At 57.4% G+C, this 19028-nt stretch carries 21 protein-coding genes; 17 read left to right on the forward strand and 4 right to left on the reverse strand.

From position 1 onward, the window contains the following. Window positions 1-53 precede the first annotated feature (53 nt). Window positions 54-398: a hypothetical protein gene (locus ACSQ25_RS24610; RefSeq protein WP_436108365.1), complete on the forward strand. Its 345-nt coding sequence runs from the start codon at window positions 54-56 to the stop codon at window positions 396-398. A gap of 132 nt (window positions 399-530) precedes the next feature. Beyond that, entirely contained in the window at window positions 531-830 is a 300-nt protein-coding gene (locus ACSQ25_RS24615; protein ID WP_436108366.1) for a hypothetical protein, read from the forward strand. Window positions 831-897: 67 nt separating this feature from the next. On the opposite strand, the gene ACSQ25_RS24620 is transcribed toward ACSQ25_RS24615, so the two are convergent. The 3 genes from ACSQ25_RS24620 to ACSQ25_RS24630 are packed head-to-tail and all read right to left on the reverse strand — an operon-like array spanning window position 898 to window position 2920. After that, window positions 898-1482 (reverse strand): hypothetical protein, encoded by a 585-nt coding sequence (locus ACSQ25_RS24620; RefSeq protein ID WP_436108367.1) that lies wholly within the window; start codon window positions 1480-1482, stop codon window positions 898-900. A 9-nt stretch (window positions 1483-1491) separates the two neighbouring features. Beyond that, the gene (locus ACSQ25_RS24625) at window positions 1492-1857 is read right to left on the reverse strand and encodes a hypothetical protein (protein WP_436108368.1); all 366 of its coding nucleotides are present in this window, start codon (window positions 1855-1857) and stop codon (window positions 1492-1494) included. A gap of 10 nt (window positions 1858-1867) precedes the next feature. After that, window positions 1868-2920 (reverse strand): hypothetical protein, encoded by a 1053-nt coding sequence (locus ACSQ25_RS24630; RefSeq protein ID WP_436108369.1) that lies wholly within the window; start codon window positions 2918-2920, stop codon window positions 1868-1870. 393 nt (window positions 2921-3313) lie between these two features. Between ACSQ25_RS24630 and ACSQ25_RS24635 the strand changes: the two genes are divergently transcribed. The 5 genes from ACSQ25_RS24635 to ACSQ25_RS24655 all read left to right on the forward strand — a co-directional run bounded on the left by ACSQ25_RS24635 (window position 3314) and on the right by ACSQ25_RS24655 (window position 8545). Further along, the gene (locus ACSQ25_RS24635; protein WP_436108463.1) at window positions 3314-3781 is read left to right on the forward strand and encodes a helix-turn-helix domain-containing protein; all 468 of its coding nucleotides are present in this window, start codon (window positions 3314-3316) and stop codon (window positions 3779-3781) included. Window positions 3782-4025: 244 nt separating this feature from the next. Beyond that, window positions 4026-5345, forward strand: coding sequence for a TraI domain-containing protein (locus ACSQ25_RS24640; protein WP_436108370.1), 1320 nt, complete (start codon window positions 4026-4028; stop codon window positions 5343-5345). 15 nt (window positions 5346-5360) lie between these two features. Continuing rightward, complete coding sequence (traD, locus tag ACSQ25_RS24645; protein ID WP_436108371.1) at window positions 5361-7241, forward strand: conjugative transfer system coupling protein TraD; 1881 nt, start codon at window positions 5361-5363, stop codon at window positions 7239-7241. 173 nt (window positions 7242-7414) lie between these two features. After that, window positions 7415-7924: a hypothetical protein gene (locus ACSQ25_RS24650; RefSeq protein WP_436108372.1), complete on the forward strand. Its 510-nt coding sequence runs from the start codon at window positions 7415-7417 to the stop codon at window positions 7922-7924. A 153-nt stretch (window positions 7925-8077) separates the two neighbouring features. Then, window positions 8078-8545: a DUF4400 domain-containing protein gene (locus ACSQ25_RS24655; protein ID WP_436108373.1), complete on the forward strand. Its 468-nt coding sequence runs from the start codon at window positions 8078-8080 to the stop codon at window positions 8543-8545. Window positions 8546-8588: 43 nt separating this feature from the next. Here ACSQ25_RS24655 and ACSQ25_RS24660 read toward each other — a convergent pair whose 3' ends face one another. After that, on the reverse strand, window positions 8589-9053 hold the full coding sequence (locus ACSQ25_RS24660; protein WP_436108374.1) for a hypothetical protein: 465 nt from the start codon (window positions 9051-9053) through the stop codon (window positions 8589-8591). A gap of 328 nt (window positions 9054-9381) precedes the next feature. Here ACSQ25_RS24660 and ACSQ25_RS24665 point away from each other — a divergent pair, with 328 nt between their 5' ends. The 10 genes from ACSQ25_RS24665 to ACSQ25_RS24710 all read left to right on the forward strand — a co-directional run bounded on the left by ACSQ25_RS24665 (window position 9382) and on the right by ACSQ25_RS24710 (window position 19025). After that, window positions 9382-9852, forward strand: coding sequence for a hypothetical protein (locus ACSQ25_RS24665; RefSeq protein ID WP_436108375.1), 471 nt, complete (start codon window positions 9382-9384; stop codon window positions 9850-9852). A 10-nt stretch (window positions 9853-9862) separates the two neighbouring features. Next, window positions 9863-10279: a hypothetical protein gene (locus ACSQ25_RS24670; protein WP_436108376.1), complete on the forward strand. Its 417-nt coding sequence runs from the start codon at window positions 9863-9865 to the stop codon at window positions 10277-10279. Window positions 10280-10303: 24 nt separating this feature from the next. Continuing rightward, window positions 10304-11314: a DUF932 domain-containing protein gene (locus tag ACSQ25_RS24675; RefSeq protein WP_436108377.1), complete on the forward strand. Its 1011-nt coding sequence runs from the start codon at window positions 10304-10306 to the stop codon at window positions 11312-11314. A 215-nt stretch (window positions 11315-11529) separates the two neighbouring features. Further along, entirely contained in the window at window positions 11530-12972 is a 1443-nt protein-coding gene (locus ACSQ25_RS24680) for a recombination directionality factor (protein ID WP_436108378.1), read from the forward strand. Between the two features lie 590 nt (window positions 12973-13562). Beyond that, on the forward strand, window positions 13563-15434 hold the full coding sequence (locus ACSQ25_RS24685) for a PRTRC system ParB family protein (RefSeq protein WP_436108379.1): 1872 nt from the start codon (window positions 13563-13565) through the stop codon (window positions 15432-15434). Window positions 15435-15495: 61 nt separating this feature from the next. Continuing rightward, complete coding sequence (locus ACSQ25_RS24690; protein ID WP_436108380.1) at window positions 15496-15996, forward strand: PRTRC system protein E; 501 nt, start codon at window positions 15496-15498, stop codon at window positions 15994-15996. Between the two features lie 13 nt (window positions 15997-16009). Next, window positions 16010-16219 carry a PRTRC system protein C gene (locus ACSQ25_RS24695; RefSeq protein WP_436108381.1) on the forward strand — a complete coding sequence of 70 codons (210 nt, stop codon included), beginning with the start codon at window positions 16010-16012 and terminating at the stop codon, window positions 16217-16219. Window positions 16220-16525: 306 nt separating this feature from the next. Next, window positions 16526-17653, forward strand: a complete 1128-nt coding sequence (locus ACSQ25_RS24700) for a hypothetical protein (protein ID WP_436108382.1) — start codon at window positions 16526-16528, stop codon at window positions 17651-17653. Window positions 17654-17658: 5 nt separating this feature from the next. After that, entirely contained in the window at window positions 17659-18426 is a 768-nt protein-coding gene (locus tag ACSQ25_RS24705; protein WP_436108383.1) for a PRTRC system protein B, read from the forward strand. Next, window positions 18423-19025 (forward strand): PRTRC system protein A, encoded by a 603-nt coding sequence (locus ACSQ25_RS24710; protein WP_436108384.1) that lies wholly within the window; start codon window positions 18423-18425, stop codon window positions 19023-19025. The genes ACSQ25_RS24705 and ACSQ25_RS24710 overlap by 4 nt, the downstream gene beginning before the upstream one ends. Window positions 19026-19028: the final 3 nt, after the last annotated feature.

Consider the following 19028-nt stretch of genomic DNA (forward strand, 5'->3'; position numbering starts at 1 on the left):
AAGCCTCGCGCATCTTCGGCCCACAACGCACGACCATACCTCGAAAGACAACCATGAAACTCGCTCGCAAACTTCTGTCCGAAAAAGGCATCATCTTCACCGTCATCGTTCTGCTCATGATCGCAGCCGTGCTCGCAATGGCCGGCGTCGTGATTGAGGCAAAGAACCATATCGCTGGACAGCCTTTGCTCGCGATCGACAACGGCAACATCACGTCGTATGTCATGACTGGCGTCTTCGGTGATCTCCCGTCGCTCGCTGGCACGCTGCAAAGCTTCGGCCTGTTCGTGGGTTTCGTGGTAACGCCGTTCGTGCTCGCCATCATGCTCACCCTCAAAGCAAACCTGCGCCTTGACGACTTCATGCCGTCGTACGACGCATACAACTGGTCGACGTAATTCGTCCGCCACAAAACCGAAAAGGCCCCGTCTGGGGCCTTTTTTCTTACACCTCACAAGCACGACCGTTCCCGGTCATTCAGCTAACAGCAGCCACTAGGCCATCAAAAACTTACTTTTTAGGAGCCATATATGAAACCGCAAGCAGAGAAAGCAGCAAAGACCGGCATGATCGAAGCAGTTATCACTACCATCCTCGGAGCAGTCATCGCAGCAGTCGTCATTGCGGTGTACTTCGTGCTTCGGAGCGTCTTGCTGCCGATCCTCCGCTACTGCGTTCGTGTGGCACTGAGCGGCATTAAGAAGGGCGGCCAAGCAGCCTTGGCTAACGTCCCGGCCGTCAAGCAAGCAAGGGTGAAGGCGTCGCTGCCAACACCAGACGTCTTCAAGGGGGCCACTAACTTGGCACCAGCCAAGCAAGTGCGTTTTTGATTTCCGTTAGAAACAACGAGCCCGGCATTTGCCGGGCTTTTTTTTTGTTCACGAGCAGGGCCTTGTCTCACGCGGCAAGCAGCAGCGGCTCCTCGATTTTGGCCTGGCAGTCTGCACACTGGTAGCTTCTGAAGTGGGCCTCGGCCAAGTGCGGGAGTTTACATTTCCGACATTTCGCAACCTTCACATTCCCAGCCGAGAATTTGGACACGCCGCCCTTGGGGATCTCGCGCCATCCAATGCTATAGCCACCTCCGATCAACAGCGCCAGGCGCTCTGGACTGATCAAGGCTTCGTCCGGATAGAGGCGGCGGTAGTTGTGGTACGCCAGTGTGAACGCGATGCCGTGCGCATCTGCTTCAGCACTGTGGCGCTCGCGATAGCCGGCGTACATCAGCAGCAAGAATGCTGCCTGCAGGCGCAGGCTGCGGCTGCCAAGAAACCACTCGTGATTGGTGGGCGTCTGACCCGAGAGGGACTGCGTCCCGTTCACTTCCTTGTAGATTGCGCGGGAGTCAGCGGGTTTGGTACGTGCGATCGCGGTGATGGTCACGGCCCTGGCGCCCATGCTGGCCAGCGCCTGCGCGATAGCCACTTTAGAAGCGTAGGGTGCGCTGGCCTTGTGCGCCAAATGGCCGGAGATGTGGTCCACGAGATCCTCTTACAGCGAAGCGATTGGTAAATTTGCAGAATAGGTTTCCAGGAGAGTGCGCAGCCACGCATCCTGGTCGTCGGTGTTGCTCAGCACCGTGTGGAACGTCTCGTTGGCCATGCGCAGCGCGAAGACCGGGAAGCCGGTCCGGAAGATCACGTTCAGCTTCGAGCGGGGCGCGTTTGCGATCGCTTCCAGCTGCTCCCACGTCGCGTTGAAGATGATCGGAGCCATTGGGTCTTTGTAGGCCACCATCGTCACCAGGGCTTCGTGAACCGCGCGGTTTGCCGCTTCCATTTTGGCGATCACAGCCTTGTGCGTGTCGAAGATCGCTTTGGATGCGGGGATATCTTTGTTTTTGGTCTCGTCGGACATATCGGCTCCCTTAAGCTGCTGCCGATTTCAGCTGCTCACCGAACAGCATCATGGTTTGTCCCAGATGGGTCATTGCTGCAGCGACTTGCTTGTCGCCGGCGCCCAGTTCCTTCAGGGTGGCCATGGGGAACTTGGAGATGAGCAGGTCGACCTGGTCCTTCATTGCCATAAGGTCGCCGACGTTTGCATTAAAGAGGGCAAGCTTGCCTTCCATCTCGCGCCGCTGCTGCTCGAGCGCCGCTACGGTGCGCTGTGCGGCTTCTTCTTTGGCCGCCAGCTCGTCCAGCTGGCCTTGCTTCGCTTCGATCGCCTCTTGAACGCTGCCATAGCCAGGTGGCACGACTTCGACCCTCTTCTCCTCGAAGCGAACTTGAGTGGACTGGCGACGAAGCGCATCATTGTCTTGAGCGAGGTCGTCGCGCTCGGCCTCGGCGCGGCGCAGCAGTTCAGTTTGGCTGTTCAGCTCCCGCTGAGCACGTGCAAGCTCGACTTCAAACTGGTCGCGGGTGGCCTGCAGAGCACGTGCCGATGCCTGCGCCTCTGCTTGCGCGCTGGCTAGAGCCGTCGAATGGTCGGCTTCGCGCTTCGCGAGGATTGCCTCGACTGCACGGCTATCGATTTTGCCGCCGCCGTCAATGACGCTTTTGACTTCTTCGATAACGGCCGCATCGGTGTCCGGGCTGAGCATTTCCAGTGCGCGCGACGAAATCGAATTCGACACGCTGTGTGGAACCTTGCCTTCGACAGCGAAGTGGTGCTGGAGAACTTTGTGCAGATGCAGGTAGCGCGAGATGGTGCGCTTGCTCAGTCCCAGCTCGTTGCGGACGAACGGGTAGAAGCGACGGCCGCCGACGATTTCCTGAATCTTGACCAGCTGCTCGGTCATCGTGTGAAGCTCGCTTACCACGCGCCGCCCAGCCGAACGGTATTCGGACACACAGGAGTGCAGCACCGTGCGGTTTTCTTCTGACAGGTCCGTGAGGTCAACGGTACCGCTGACTTCGCCTCCTTCTTCGTACTCGTTGACTTGCTGTGCGAGGAAACCAACTTCACGTGCTGACATATCCGTATCCTATCGAATCCACAAGGTGGTAAAAAAAGTATGCATGATTTCCCCCGAGCAATGCTTTTGAAAACTGCGCGATTTTGCTAACAATTTAGGGTTCAGGAAGTGGTACGGGCGAGATGGACGACTTGTTTCGCTCGACTTGTCTAGGCAACTTCAAGAATATCTGCAAAAACTGCAGTATTTCCTCGTCACATTATCCTGTCAAGAGAAAATGTATCCCGCGAGAAATAAAGTTGTCTTGTGCGTATTTTTATTGCGACATGTGACATTTAGTGAGAATTAGAACGCCCGTGCTGGTGTAAGTATCTGATCTGCATGAGCTTTTCCAATTCACTTAGTGTTAGAAAGCGGGTATTCTCTACACTTTGCAAATATATAACTATAGATATGGATAGCTTGGAGAAGAGACGCAGGGACCTAGTTTTGCAGGTCAAACGCGTACTCGCCGCCGCCGGAGTCCCCGCCTCTGGATACGCTAAAACCTTGTCCACAGTTCTCGGAGTTGCAAGCGCCCAGGCCTATCGGAAACTTAGTGGCGCAAGCGTTTTTACACTCCCACAAATTGAGGCAATTGAGACACACTTCGGTGTCGAACTACTCACAGTCGTTCCATCGTCTGATGGAGCATTTGTAAAGGGCATCTCGGCCTGGACCGATGCCACCCTGAGAGTTGCCGGGCACGCCCTGGCATGTAAGGTCCAGCTGGGGAATGCGCGGAAGGGATCGACTCATCGTTTTGCGGCTTACTTGCTTCGAGGTGAGTGGCACGTATGCCTCGCGGATGACTGCAGCGACATATACCCACTGTTCGATGTCACTTCCATGGATATGGTGACAACTCTCGGCGACGAATGAACAGACTTCAGCTTCGGGGCCACGTGGCCCCGTAGCTGTCCTCACGCTGCTCCGGCTGCAGATCGCTCGATCAGCAGCACGCTAAGTGCCGGGGGCCACGTGGCCCCGAATCCGGAAAAACACTTTCCAATCCAGCAAGAGTCACAACGATTGGCGCGTCAAATCCGTCAAAATACTGAGGAGTTCGTGTATTTCGCGAGCATTCGCCGCGTCCTCCAGTTGATGCGCGGAAGATAATCCTCAGATGAATCGACTTACCGCTCCTATAGACGCCGCGCAGCTCATCGCTGAATCCGCTGGCGCGATCGAAGGCATCAAGACTGCCGCTGGACTGCCGGATGCACAATTCAACGGATTGTGCATGCCGGTTCTAACCGCGTACGCCAACCACGTTCAAGGCCTACCTCTTTCACCGACCACGTTCTCGACGGGGCGCGGCGCCTGGGACTTTGGCCTCATTGCGGCGATGGTTGCCTACCGCTACGCAAGCACCGTGATCTACTTTCCCGAGATTGGCGCGGAAGAGCGCCGCCGCCTGGAGCCGCAGTGCAAGTTCATGAGTTTTGTCGCGACCCTTGCCACCAGTGTCGCAATGGTGAATGGAGCTGGAAAAGTTACTTTCGACGGCGATGAGTATCATCCCCTGACGTCGCGCGAATCTTTGGCTGGATGGCTGGCCAAACGACCGAACTCAGCATTTTCTTGGCGCAGCGCAGAAGCGCCCCTCACCGCCCCAGTATGCGCTGCGATCGCCGCGCGTTTTATACCTGTCGGGCTGCTTGAATTGTTCGACAAACGTGCAGTGATGATGCTGTACGAAGGCGTCAACATCAAATCCTCCATGAACGGCGTCGAGAGCACGCTGGCTCGCGTCGTGCGATCTTCCACGCAAGCGGTACTGGAGCACTACACATCGAAACAGGCCTCGGTATTCCGCGAACCGTCGAACGATATCGGGATCACTACGTCTGAAGCGACTGCTATCGCGAACCGCGTCGTCGCCGTCGCGAACCCTACGGTGCCGACCAATCCGCTCGCGACGCCTTCTTCGGTAGGCCAGCCCGCCCAGCCGCCTGCTGCTCCAGCGGCCCCGGCGGGTGCCAAGCCTGCACATGTGCCAGCATCTCCTACTCACGCACCCCAGCCCGCAGTTGTCCCGGCCCACCCCATGCCTACGCCGGGATCTGGTGACACCCTTGGTCAGGCGCCGACTTCAGCCGTTCCTGACGCACCACCCGCACCAGCGCCAGCTCTTGCGCAAGGTGACCCGCTGCGCGGCGCGGATCGTGTGCTCATCGAGTGGTTTGCCGCGCTGAAGATGCATCCGCGCTACGGTTCGCTGCGCGACCATTTAAAGACGACAGACGAGGGCATTGAAGTCCCCATCAACATGCTCGGCATGTTCGGCACCTCCGGCGCCGCCATCCGCAAGATGATGGAGGGCGCGAACCTGGTGATACGGCGATCCGACGACGCACGCAGTATCGTTGTGCAGCCTTCGTTAAGCGCGCTCTTATTCGCTGAAGCACCGGCGCCCGAATCCACCCAACCACAAGTTTCCTAATCTGAAGTCGAGAACATGGCTCGGACCTATCACGATATGTTTCGGCCAGCTTACGAGCTGCCGGCCTGCGCAACCTGGGCAGCCTCTTCGGCTGCTTTCAGCATTCTTCACCCGCCAATGTGGCCGGTCCTCGCGGTCGGTATGATGGCCGCCTCTGCCTTACGCGGTAAGCAGGCGATTGATTTGTACCGCTTCCGCGCATCTATCTCTGCGCTCCGCGTCGAGATGATTCCGGTTGAAGAGGCCATCAAGCTCTCTCGGAAGCACCTTAAGCTCGACGGCAGGAAAATCACCGAGACGAGCGGGAAGGGGGGATTCTATCTAGGCCGCGGTTTCCGCTGGACCCAACATCATGCGGAAGTGGCACGGCAGATTATGTTCAGAAGCCCTGGCGAAATCCAGGGGCCTCCGTCGTGGCTTCCATCTCCGTTGTTGAAAGCAATCCAGCCCCCGAACCATGTGCCATTGAAAGAGGATGCTATCGGCGTTTCGTGGATTCACGGCTTAAGCACAGAAGAAGAGGAATTAACGCTTCCAATCGAGGCGTTATCCGGCCACACGCTTATCGTCGGAACTACCCGCGCCGGCAAAACTCGACTTTACGAATTGCTATCCGCGCAGATCGTTAATGCAAAAAAGATTCTAATCATTATCGATCCGAAAGGCGATAAGGATTGGGAAAAGCGGGTGCGCAATGAATGCGAGCGAGCCGGCCGAAAGTTCCTTTACTTTCACCCAGCCCATCCCTCGCGCTCTATTCGGTTGAACCCCCTGGCAAATTGGAACACTGTTTCAGAAGCCGCCACCCGAATTGGTCAACTCATCGATGCAGAAGGCACTTTTGGCGCGTTCGCATGGAAAACCCTTTTCCGAGTGATGCGCGCCCAGGTCGCCGATGGCACTCGCCCTACGATCAAAAGCGCCAAGGAGTACGTGCAAAATGGCGTTGAGCCGCTGCTCGAGCGCCTCATTCAGAAGAAGCTCTATGCCCTGCAGGGCGGCGCATGGGACCAGGACCTACAGTCGTATGTCCAGAAGCAGCCGCGCGCTTCCAACCAAAAATCTCCCATCGGTTCCGAGCGCTTGGAAGGAATGATCGGGAAATTCCAATCGTTGAATTTGGACGATGAAGCGATTTCTTCACTGATCTCGATGGTGCACCATTCCAAAGAGCACTACAGCAAGATGATCCAGGTTTTGGAGCCAATTCTTGAAATGCTCGGCTCGGACGAATTGGGCGCAATGCTGTCGCCTGATCCGCTGGATATGAATGACACGCGACCCATTTACGACACGCAGAAAATCATTGAGGAAAAGGCGGTACTCTACGTCGGGCTGGATTCACTATCCAACAAAATCATTGGCTCGGCAATCGGCTCGATCCTTCTTGCGGACATGGCCAGCGTTGCTGGTGCAATCTACAATTTCCGCGATCCAGAAGACATTTATTTGTTTATCGACGAAGCAGCCGAGGTAATGAACGAACAGGGCATTCAGCTGCTGAACAAAGGCGGTGGCGCCGGCATTAAAGCCTTCATTGCAACTCAAACCATTGCCGACTTCGACGTGGTTTTCGGAAACAATGCACGCACCGGCCAAGCCCTTGGTAACCTAAACAATGTCATCTGTTTGCGGGTTAAAGATCCTGACATGGCGAAATGGATCGCTACGTCGTTCGGCCAGACCGCGGCCCGAGATGTGCGGGTTACCCACTCAACTGGGTCAGGCTCGTCCAAGTCCTTCACGGAGTTCAGCGGATCGACCAGCCGCTCGCTTAGCGAAACCGAGATCCCATTCGTCAGCCCTGACCTGCTCACCAGGCTGCCGGGCCTTCAGTACTTCGCCTTCCTCGCCGGCAGCACGCTCTACAAAGGAAGACTTCCTTTGTTGAAGTGACACCACACATTTTCAACTGTGCGGGGGAATATTGCGCATTGTAGTAAAACACACGCTTCTTTCCCTGAGAAAATAGTTAGAGTAGACATTAGTCGACTTAGATCGACACACATAAACGGCGGTGGGAAGATCATGACCATGCAGAGCTATAAAAATACCGGAAAAGGTGCAAAGTGAACGAAAAGAAGACCCTCGCGGATGCAGTTAAGGCCACTGGCGACCAGGCGACCGCCAAAGTCGTATGGATTCAGCATCCGCTGCTTGAACAGATAGCGATGAGCTTCGCGGGCTACGTCGGCATGGAGTCGATCGATGCAGCTGGCAAGCCGCTGCTGGTGACAGCGGTGAAGAAAGCACTGGCCGAGTTCGTCCAACGAGAAGAGGATGAGGATGCGGCCCGTGCTGCGTTCGTCAACGCGCTCCTCGAATATAGCTGCGATGTGTTCGCCCAGGACATCGTGGTCGAGACTCGCCAAGGCGAGATCGAATGGACGCCTTTCGCCTCCGGCCTGAGTACCTTCCTGGCCCAGCTGCAGAACGCCAAGCCAACCGTCAAGCGCAAGGAATGCCAGATTGCCCCGATGCTGGCCCGAACCTTCATGATGACGAAGATCATTCCGAGCACAATGCTGGATCAGCGCTCCCTGAGCGAGCTGTTCAACGGGCAAGAACTGGTAGCGTGATAAATGGCTGTCCATCCTGTATCTGTCAGCAACTCGTTTGGCCGGCACCTCATCCTGTGGTGTCTCTTCCTGCCAATCCTGTCGCTGGTTTTCATACCTCTCGTCCTGCCTGATCAGCCGATCAGTCCAACGGAAGTAGCGATGGTCGAGAGCATGAATATCGACATCAACACGCTAACCGAGTCAGCGAACAACAAGTTCACTTCGTTGTTCATCGAGACCGGCATCAAGCCGAAGACTGAAGCGTTCTTCCGAGGTAATGGCTACGCCGGCGGCCAGGGGGTTGCGCAGAACTGGATCAACGGCGTGTGGATGATGGTCTACAAGGCCATGTGGCGAGGATATGTGCTCGCACAGATCTTCTTCTTGCCGCTGCTGGCCCTGGCGATCGCCGCGGCCGTGGACGGCTCGGGAGTTCGTGCACGCAAGAAGTACAAGTTCGAGACCTCCAACCCCGTCTTCTTCTATTCGTCGACGCACTTGGTGGTGTTGATGAGCGGCCTGTTCGCGTTCCTGCCGCTGGCGCCAATCTCGTTGTCAGCCACCGCACTCGTCGCGCTGCTGGTGGCGCTGGGCGCAGGCGTCTGGTTCTCGGCAGCCAACTTCCAGACGGGCACCTGATCGGATATAGGCAAAAAGGAAGGGCGCCGTGAGCGCCCTTTTTTTACGACCGTGCCGACTGAATCCGTTTTCGACGGTGCGCCATCTCGACGGCCTCTGCATATGAAAGGCGTGCGTTCACATCGAGCTCCATTTGGATTGCGTCGACCAACTGCGCACCGGAACCACCAAACAGTTCCAGCAGCTCGGCCATGAGTTTGGCCGTTTCCATTCCTGCGCGTGGCTCGACACCAGCTGGCTCGATGCCCTGGTGTTCACCCTGCAGCGCATCATCACCCGATTCCTCATCGATTTGATCTGGCCCCAGCAGTAGCGAACGCAGGCGTGGCCACATCAGGAAGGCGGCCATGCCGACGACAAGACTTACTGTCCCGACCACACCTAAGATCACGCCGGGGAATTGCCCGGCTACCTTGCCCAGGACAAGGCCGGGGAGCAGGAGGACTAGCATTCGCAGCCAGAGCTTCTCATCCATTGCGACAAGTAGTTTTTGGGCTTTTTCGTTCATATCTTCAGTTGACGTTAAGTGGACAGGTTGCTGCGCTTGGTGCAGACGTGCACAACCGAGCAGCAAGAGAAGCGCGTTCACGCGAGCATAACGCGGTGCTCTCTCCGTCCCGGGCTGAGTGCGTCGAAAAAACGACCGCTTATCGCTTCCGAAAAAAAGTTGTCCGTGTGACAGAAATCGAGTAAAGTCCGAATGTCGCTTTGCGGCAACTTCTTTTTATACCTCTCCGCAGGTAGCCAAATTTAGCTTCTTCCATGCGCACGCATTGAAGAGGCGTATCAAACCGCCCCGACCATTTCAAACAGCCGCACCGCGGCAAGGAAATGGCATGCCTCCCTCCGTACTGAAATGTCCGGACGTTGGTCATAAGACGTTCGAGAATTCCCTACGCAACATCACTGTCGGCAACGCCGACACCCCGCAACAGATCTCCAAATTCGTTCGCGCACACGATTGTGTGAACGACGAAATGAACCTGCAATACGCCGCGGGCGAGCTCCAGCGACTGGACCTCACTGCGGCCGTAGCCATGTTCAAGGACCGCGCCCATTTCGTGCTTTCCACGTTTGAGCGCAACCGCCAGCTTTTCCAGCACACCGCCTGCTGCATCTATCAATTCCAGACCGTCACCAGCAGCCAAAGCACGTTCGTCTTTGGCTTGTTCATCACAGACGGCAATCGCAACCTCATCGACTACTGCATCGACACGCAGCAGGCGCACAAGCGCCGGCCCGTGCTGCAGCGCCTTATGCGCGCTGTTTGCACTTCCTCGTCCATCGCACGTCGGTTCTCTCATTGAAAGCATCATCATGAACACCGCAACCTACGACTTCACCTTCGACAGCCTGCCGCCGCCGTTCTTCCCGGACGACGCAGTCGCTGTTCCCGATCTTCCGCTGGCACGCGCCGTCGGCCAGCTTCCGCTGGTCACTGTGGCCCCGGCAGACACCGTTACCCGCAAGGCCATCCGTATCGTTCGCGCCAAAACCGGCGAAAGCGAAATGCGTTTGCTGATGCAGGAAACGCACGGCGCCGGCGTCACCTACATCGTTCGCACGGCGATGCTCAGCCCCTACAAGCACGAAGACAAAGAGCTGCTGAAGAACGGCAAGCCGATGGATGAAGCGCAAGCACGCGCCTCGTTCGATCGTCTCGTCGCAGGCAGCTATCCGGCTGTCCAGCTGCGCAAGGGCGTCTACGTCGCGACCTACGAAAACCTCCTGTAAAAACTTACTTTCCGAAAGCACTCCATGGCACACGAACTCACCTTCACAAACGGCCTCGCTGAAATGGCCTTCGTTGGCGAAACCCCTTGGCACGGTCTGGGCCAGATTCTGGTACCGGGCGCATCCGTCGAAGACTGGCGCATCGCTGCCGGTATGAACTGGGAAATCATGCGTGCACCGGTCCAGTTCAGCGCATCGAGCTGGCGCAGCGAGGGCACTACGGAAAGCGGCATCATTGTCGATCCTGATGCTGTGCTCACAACTTGGCCGCAGCAGGAAGTGCTGTACCGCAGCGACACGAAGGCGCCACTGAACGTGGTGTCCAATTATTACAACGTCGTTCAGCCAGCACAGGTCTTGGAATTCTTCCGCGACCTGGTCGCGCAGCACGGCTTCGAGCTGGAAACCGCTGGCACTCTCAAGGGCGGCAAGCGCTTCTGGGCACTGGCGCGCACCAACCTCGATGCTGAGGTAGTCGACGGCGACACGGTGCGCACCTACCTGCTCCTGGTCAGCAGCTGCGACTCGGGCCTGGCTACCACCGCGATGTTCACCAGCGTCCGCGTCGTGTGCAATAACACGCTCCAAATGAGCCTGAGCGGCGGTTCTGCCAAGCGCGTGTCGGTCCGCCACAACACCGAGTTCAACCCGAACAGCGTCAAGCTGCAATTGGGCCTGGACGCGGATAACGTGTTCGGCAGCTTCATGACCCGGATGCGCCTGTTCTCCAACAAGTCGCTGTCCGGCTCCACGGCAGAAGAGCTTGTCGAAACCATGTTCGCTAACCTCGGTCGTCAAGGCGATATCCGTAAGTCGAAAGGCTTCGTCAAAGTCCTCGACCTGTTCAACAAAACCGGCAGGGGCTCGCAAATCGATGGCGTCGCCGGCACCGGCTGGGGCCTCATCAATGCTGTAACCGAATACGCTGACTACCATGTCCGCGCTCGCAATCAGGAATTCCGCCTCGACAGCAGCTGGTTCGGTGCCGGCCGCGCGATGAAGGAAACCATGCTCGAACTTATGGAAGAAGTCTGATTCCATGGCCTCACGGCCTAACCCCCTCTCAGGGGGTTTTCTCATGCTACCGAGTATGCGAAAGCCCCTCACAACCTTCTGCACTGGTCTGACCGTTCATACCTGTGCTTAGCGCACTCGGTTTTCTCGACGCCTCGCACGAGGCATGCAAGTCGAATTTCAGGCGCACGCCTGTCAACAACCAACCGGCGAACGCCGTGTTTAAGGAAACCGAAATGAACGCACCAATCAGAATGTCGATCCTCTCTTCGAGGGCCGCAAGCACCGACAACCAGATCAAGCACGCCGGGAAGATCCGACCTGGCATCAAGGTTCTGACCAACGCCGCCCAGCAGAACCCGAGGGCTGTGCAACTCTACAAAGAGGGGGTCGCAAAGCGTTTGAAGTTTTCCGAGATCGAGAAAAAGATCAAGGAAGTTACTGACCTTACCAACCCGATGTTCCCTCGAAACACGCAGTATTTCAGCGTGGCGGCGAGCGACTTCGGCATGCCCGAAATCGCTCAGATGATTGTGGATCGTTACGGCGAAGTCCGCGACGGTGACGCCGAAAAGCGTTTGTACCGATTCCCTGTTGTCTTCCACTCCGACGACATGAATGAGGTTTACCCGAACCAGTTCAAGCGTCACGGTGGCGACCCGAACTACGAGTCGCACTACGGTGAAGATGGCATTCGCTACTGCCGCTATCTCCCTGAGATCACGGCAGAGCAGCTGGCGCTGAACAAAACGCGGCGCATCAAAAAAATGCCCCGGCGCGAGAAGGTGGTTCGCGGTCAATGTGAACCAGGCATCTGCCATGAGTTCCAGCAGGGACAGTGCAAGTTCCGCGGCCGGCTCATGTTCTACATCCCGGGCATTCCCACTACCGGCCTGATGGTGATGGAAACCAGCTCGGAGTACGCCGCTGAGGGCATCTGGATGGACCTGCAACGCATCCTGGATACGCTCGGTACCATCCCTCGGATGAATCCCAGCAAACCCGATGCTCCTGTCTTCTACATCACGAAGGTGCTCGAGCAGCGTACGTACTTCGATGAAGGGGGCAACAAAAAGACCGGGAACCAGTGGGTGCCGAAGCTGCAGGCCGACATCGACATTGGACGCCTCCTGCAAACCGGTCGCACCATCGCACTGCCAGCGGCGTCGACTCCAGTCGCCTGGCTAGCCGCTCCGAAAGGAATGCCAAGTGCAGATCTGCTGCCGGCGCCAGCGGTCATCGACGATGGCGCTCGAACGCAGTATGCCAATCCAGTAGGGCAGGGTGGCAGTAGTTCGGACGATCCGAGCGATCAGCTCGATCAGATGATCACTGCAATGGAGCTCGATGAAGGTGTCGCGATCCAGTACTTCGACATCAAGGTCGGCGCTGGTTGGGAGGACGACCCAGCTGCTACCGGCAAAGCTGTCCAGATGCTGAAAGATATGTCGAAGGTGGGTAACGTCTGCGTGGCGAAGCTCATGTCGATCGCGGTCAAGGTGGCAGCCATGCAAATCGACATGCCCAGCTTCAACCGGTATGTCTTCAGCAAGTACGGCAAGGGCTACACGTCCAAGCCGGATGTGCTGACCAGGATCGAGGAAGAAGTCGGCGATATGTCGGCCCGCCCCCGTGAACAGGTCATCGCTATCCTTGCGGACGCGTTGTCGCCCGTCTAATCCAACAACCGCGGCCTGAAAGACCGCTCACGCCATGCAACCACGGACGCCGCCAGTAAGGGGCCTCTGTGGATTGCATTCGGCTTTCCCATGCACTGCATCGGACAGCCTCACTGGAACGACTTTAAAGGCCGCCACGCGGTAAATTACGGAGTTCCTTCATGTACACGCAATCACCACAAAAACACAAAACCAAACCAGCCCCGATCGTATTCATGCGTCGTGATGACCCAGAGCCATCGTCTGTCTTCATCGCAGGCGACTGCATCTGCAAGGCCTGCGAATCGCCCGACCTGACTTACTACAAGTACCTCGATGACGCAAAATGTGGCCAGTGCCGGCAGTGGCAAAATGAGCCCATGCACGCTTCTTGACCAACAACGCTGATCCAAGCTGAGGGGAGACTCCCCTCAGCGAAAGATTGCATATGGCCAAGATTTGCGATACTCTACGCAGGTCGCTATGCGGCACTTATCCCACCAAAAGCGCTTTGTCGCTGTCTAAAGTAACTTTCCAGTGCCACGCACTCGAAAGTTTCACTTCGCTCTGAATTTCTAACGCCGGTATTCGGCATAATTCGGAGAATTCCAATGCAAGTTATTGGCCTGCAAGCTGGCGCATCGGCGCCGTCGGCAGTTATCGTCGACGCATCCCTCGCCACCATCAACACCGAAACCGCAGCACACACCACCGCAGCACCTGAAGCAAGCAACGCCACCACGCCCCACGCCCTGATCCAGATCGTCTCGCCAGAGTCGGTCGCAGCAGGAGCCCGGGACGTCAGCACCCTGGTGCGCACCCCCGGCATCGTCAAGCTCAAGTTCATCGAGCCTGGCAACAATCCCCGCGATTACTTCGACCCGAAGGAAATGCAGGAACTGACCGACTCGGTGCGCGTGAATGGCATCGCGCAGGCGATCCTGATCCGCCCGATCGGCGACGGCAAGTACAAAATCATCGCTGGCGAGCGCCGCTATCGCGCGGCTACCGCCGCTCACGGTGATGAGTACGACATGCCGGTGATGATCGTCGACTGCACCGAAGAAGAAGCGGACGTTCTGGCCAACATCGAGAACACCATCCGCGCGGATATGTCGCCTACCGAAGAAGGTAAATCGGCAGCGAAGATCCTTGGCCAGGTGAAGGGCGACCGCGATGAAGCAGCACGTCTGCTCAGCTGGTCCCGCTCGAAGCTGGACTCGCGTGTGGCGCTGATGAATTGCTCGGAACAGGTCCAAAAGGCCCTCAACGAGCGCGTCATCAAGCTGGGGCATGCCGAGCTGTTCGCGTCTCTCGCGAAGGAAAATCAGGACAAGCTGCTTCCGGCAGTTATCGAGCGCGGCGTCACGGTCAATGACCTGAAATCGCTCATCGAGAAAGCTGCATCCAAGCTGTCGGCCGCAATTTTCGACAAGACCGATTGCGCTGGCTGCCAGCACAACAGCAGCGTCCAAGGCACGATGTTCGAGGCCTGCATCACGGACGGAAGCTGCACCAACAGTGTCTGCTACAAGGGTAAAACCGAAGCGGCGCTGGAAGCGATGAAGGAAGGCCTCAAGGAAGAATACCCGGTCATCCGGATCGTTCGTGCAGGCGACAACTTCGCGCAGGTGCGGATCAGGGCCGAAGGCCCCGGCAGTGTCGGCGAAGCGCAGGCGGAAGCATGCCGCGGATGCGACAACTTCGGTGCGGCCATTAGCGCCATCCCGGAGCACCTCGGTAAAGCTTTCAAGGATCAGTGCTTCGATCCTGTTTGCAATCAGAAGAAAGTGGCCGAGAACATCCGGGCACAGACTGAGGCGAAAGCAGCGCTTGCAAAAGCTACTTCCGGCACTGCCGACTCCAAGGACTCGTCGAAAGGCGCGGCCCAGGACAAGGCAAAAGCTAAGCCAGCTGAGGTGCAGACCACGGTGAGCGAAGGCGACAAGGTGAAGGAATACCGCCTCGGCATCTGGCGTGGCGCGATGAAGAAGGAAGTCGCCAAGGACTACCAGCTGTCGGTGCAGTACCTCATCGCGCTGGCAGTGACCGGGAACATCCGTCACGTGAACCAGAGCGGCATGACCGCTGTCTTCGAGCGCTTGACTGGCGAGAAAAAAGGTTCCGACCTCATTGCCGTTGCCAACCAGGTGCAGCAGATGGGTCCGGATAACCTCGACACGGCTACGAAGATGCTGGCTGTCACGGCGATGAACGATCTGCCCGAGACCGAGCTGACGCGGCTTGCAAAGCACGTCAAGCTCGACCTGACCAAGCATTGGAAGATGGACGCTGAGTTCCTCAACCTGTTCACGAAGAGCCAGATCGAGCTGGTTGCCAAGCAGGTTGGCCTGGACAAGGCGCTCGGAGACGGCTTCAAGAAGCTGTTCACTGAGAAGAAGGAACCACTCATCGCGAAACTGCTCGGTGTGAAGGACTTCGACTACGCCGCGACCATCCCTCCGGTCCTGATGTACAAGTAAATGAAACCCAGAAAAGCGCCGCTCCCGGCGCTTTTTTTAACAAAATTTTGAAGGAAAAACTATGTTCACAGCACTCGCCGGCATCATCGGGGAAAACGAAGAAATCACCGTGAAGATCACGGCACCTGGCAAGGACGGTCGCATGAAAGTGGTCGTCATGCCCAAGACTGAAAAAGGCTCGAACATCGCTCTGGCTCAACCCCTGGCGCTGGCCGCCACCCCGCAGGATCTGGACTCCGGCTTCGTCGGCGCCCTCATGGAGTTCGGAGCCTCGCGCACCGGACTCAAGGAGCAGGTCGCTGTCACTGCAACCATCATGGCCGCAGCTCAGAAGAGCGAAGCTGGAAAGGCCACGAAGGCGCTGCAGAAGTCTTCGCAGCCAGCAGCGACGGCAGACCCAGCCGGCGACGACCAGCGCGACGACGTGCATGACGAAGGCGACGACGTCCTTGACGGGCCGTCGGCTACCGGCAACACAGCACCGGCTACGCCTGCTGCACCGCCTGCGGCGAAATCGCAGGCTGGTGCGAATGATGATCTGTTGAGCCTCATGGGCGCTTAAGGAGCAAAGAGAAATGACTATCCAAGCCATCAAAATGACCCGCAAGTTCTCCTTCAATGGTGCCGACCTTCCCGACCCGGGCGAGGCCTTCACCCCTGATGAAGTGCGCGACATCTACAGCAACCAGTATCCGGACCTGAGCACTGCCATCGTCAACGACCCGACCATCAAGGACGACGTCGCGACGTATACCTTCACCCGCAACGTCGGAACGAAGGGCTAGGGCATGGACAAGGCTCGCATCACAGCGATCCTGTCCGGCCAGCGCACGTTAGCCAACGACATGGCCGCGAAAGCGGTCATCGTCGGCAACGCAGAGACACTAGCGTGTGCTTCGTCGCTGGCTAGCCTGTGTCACGCTCGCACGGGTGCCAGGCCGCTGCCTCTGGAATCCTCACAACTGCCGCCGATCTTTTAAGCGGCCCCCGCCCCCTGAAATCAGGGGGCTTTCTTCTGCTAACAGCACAAGAAAGCCCTTACGGCTTGCTCCTTTTCCTACCGCTTTGCGGAAACGTACAAGGAGTAGCACATGCAACTCAACAACACCGAATTGCGCCTGCTCGAAGGCGTCATTCCAGCGCAATCCCTGCCTTCGCTTTTCCAACTGCCGAAGCTTCACAATTCGGTTCCTCGCACCGCGCAAATGGTGCAGTACCAAACTAACTTTTCCGAGCTGGGGCACAACCTTCTAGCCGCGGAAGTCATCAACCCCGACGACATTTCCGAGAAGGCTCTTACGCCGCAACAGGTGGTCGCTGAAGGCCTGAATGCGTGGTTCATGCGGCGCATCGGTGGCCTGGAGCATATGCGATTCGACGTCAAAGTTCTGGACGCCGAAGCTGCTAATGCAGCCGTCGACCATCCGCAGTGGGAAGGAGACGAGTTCACCGGCCCGTGTCTTGGCATACAGGGAGCAACTGCCGACCTGCGCTACGTCGAAGATGTCGCTCGCAAGATCGAAAAAATGGTGCCAGGACTATTCCTGACCGCCTTTACTGAACTCGTAAGCGCGAGCTATCGAACTGTAGAGGTACAGCATCCTGAGCGCATTCTGGCTAATGAAACCTGCTATTCGCTTTGGGGAACCGATGCTGACTCCGTGGAAGATGAAGAGGCCAGGCAGGAACTAATGGACCGCTTCGGGGAGGACTGCGAAGAGACCCTCGACCACTACATGCCTGACGCCGTAATCGAGGCCTACGGAAACGGATTTTGCCTCGATCTGGCGACAAAGACGCGGCCGGCACGCAGCAAGCGGAACCGTGTTCGATTCTCTAACCGGCGCTTGAAAAAACTGACTCGCCATTACAACGTCGAGGTCGGAGGAATCGCTACGAAACTTTTGGCTCTGCGCCGCGCTTACCGGCGCGTCAAAGAGATGAAAGCAGACCTCCCTGGTCTGCGTGGGCTCCGCTGCTATTGGGTCGCCTGCATCCTTCTCTTCAACAACGACGATCGCTGCTCACACTACATGGACCAGGAGGGCCAGTATCTGTGGGAGAACGGGGAGGGCACTGACCTGCACTCGCTCGACCAGCTGCCGACCACGGCCAGCGACCTCGCAACCTATTTCAATAATCTCGACGCCCTTCTCGATCTCGTATCGAAGATGGATGCGCTGATCCCATCACTCTCATATTCGGCTTTCGCGGAGTAATAGCAATGACCCAATCGATGAACAATTTTGAACTGCAAACCGGCGAAAGCGCGATCGTGCTCTCGAGGGCGATCATGCTGTACTCGCGTCAAGGTGCCCAGGGTTCGCTCGGCGACTTCCTGTACGCCACCCAGCACAAAGTCGAGAACTTCGGCACCGAAGCCGATCCTGACTTCCAAATCGCAGCTGGCCAGCCGGTGACGCGCGAGGCTATCGTGGCGATGTTCGAGCAGCTCGCTAAACAGCTGACCTTGAATGTCGACTTCCTCCCTGAAAACGTGCTGAGCATCTCCGCGGATCACATGGTCTGGTGGATGCCTGCATGCGAACGCAACGTCTTCTTTAACACGAAGGAGCTGGGCAAGCGAGCCGCGAAAGTCCCTCATCCGGGCTTGGTCTTCGCGGTCGTAAAGAGCAATTGGTATGTCTTCGCGCTGACTGGCTCGGAGCGGCCAAAGCTCGATACGCCGCTTTGCCACGCGCCTTACTTCAACGTTTACGACGACGGCTCCATCTGTGCTGGTTCTGCCGCACGACCGGTCGGGATCGCTACTGGTGCGATTCCGCAATGGGAAGCTGCCTTCTTTGACAGTGAGTTCACGCACATCAACGGCGGGGAGCGGAAGGCGTCTCATCCACGCGGAGAGTACGCGTTGTGGAAAGAGCTGCTCGATGGGGTTTATCAACAATTCCCGGTCGAGTATCTCGTGCCGAAGGAATCGACGATCGCCGGCCTGATGAAGGCCATTCGCAAACTGATGGAGCGCAAATGATGGACAAGCGCGATATCGCACTGCAAATGTCCTGCCCAGTCACCGGCGTGCCAAAGTTCACAGAGCTAAGCCCGCTGGACCGGAACGGCGAGCGCATCATGCTCGCCGCAAATGGGACTTTTCTCGAGGTGAATCGACCATGGATTCGTGTAGTCGTCCAGGTCGGACCGTCGCTCGCAACGACTGTGCCCTTCGGTGAGTTGAAACCGGCCGTGGAGTTCAAGGCAGGCAAGCTGCCGCGAGCGCTGCTCCAAGAGTTCGTGGAGTGGGCGCAGAACGATCACCATGTCGAAATCGGCGCTGTGATCACTTGGGACGAAAAGACCGGGCAGTACGCACTGCTCCGCGCGAAATCGACCACGGCAACCGCGGACCATCTCGACTACGAGCTGCCGACTCTCCCCGAGGGCGTTCACATCGTTGTGGACTGTCACTCGCACAGCCACGGACATGCGTTCTTCTCGGCTACCGACGACGCTGACGACCAGCATGCGCTGAAGTACGCGTTCGTTGTCGGTCACTGCAACACCAACAATCCTTCGATCGCTTCGCGCCTCTGTGCACGCGGCGTGTTCAAAAATCTAACCTGGAAAATCTGACCC

The sequence above is a fragment of the Massilia sp. LjRoot122 genome, assembly GCF_964252725.1.
GTDB lineage: Bacteria > Pseudomonadota > Gammaproteobacteria > Burkholderiales > Burkholderiaceae_D > Telluria.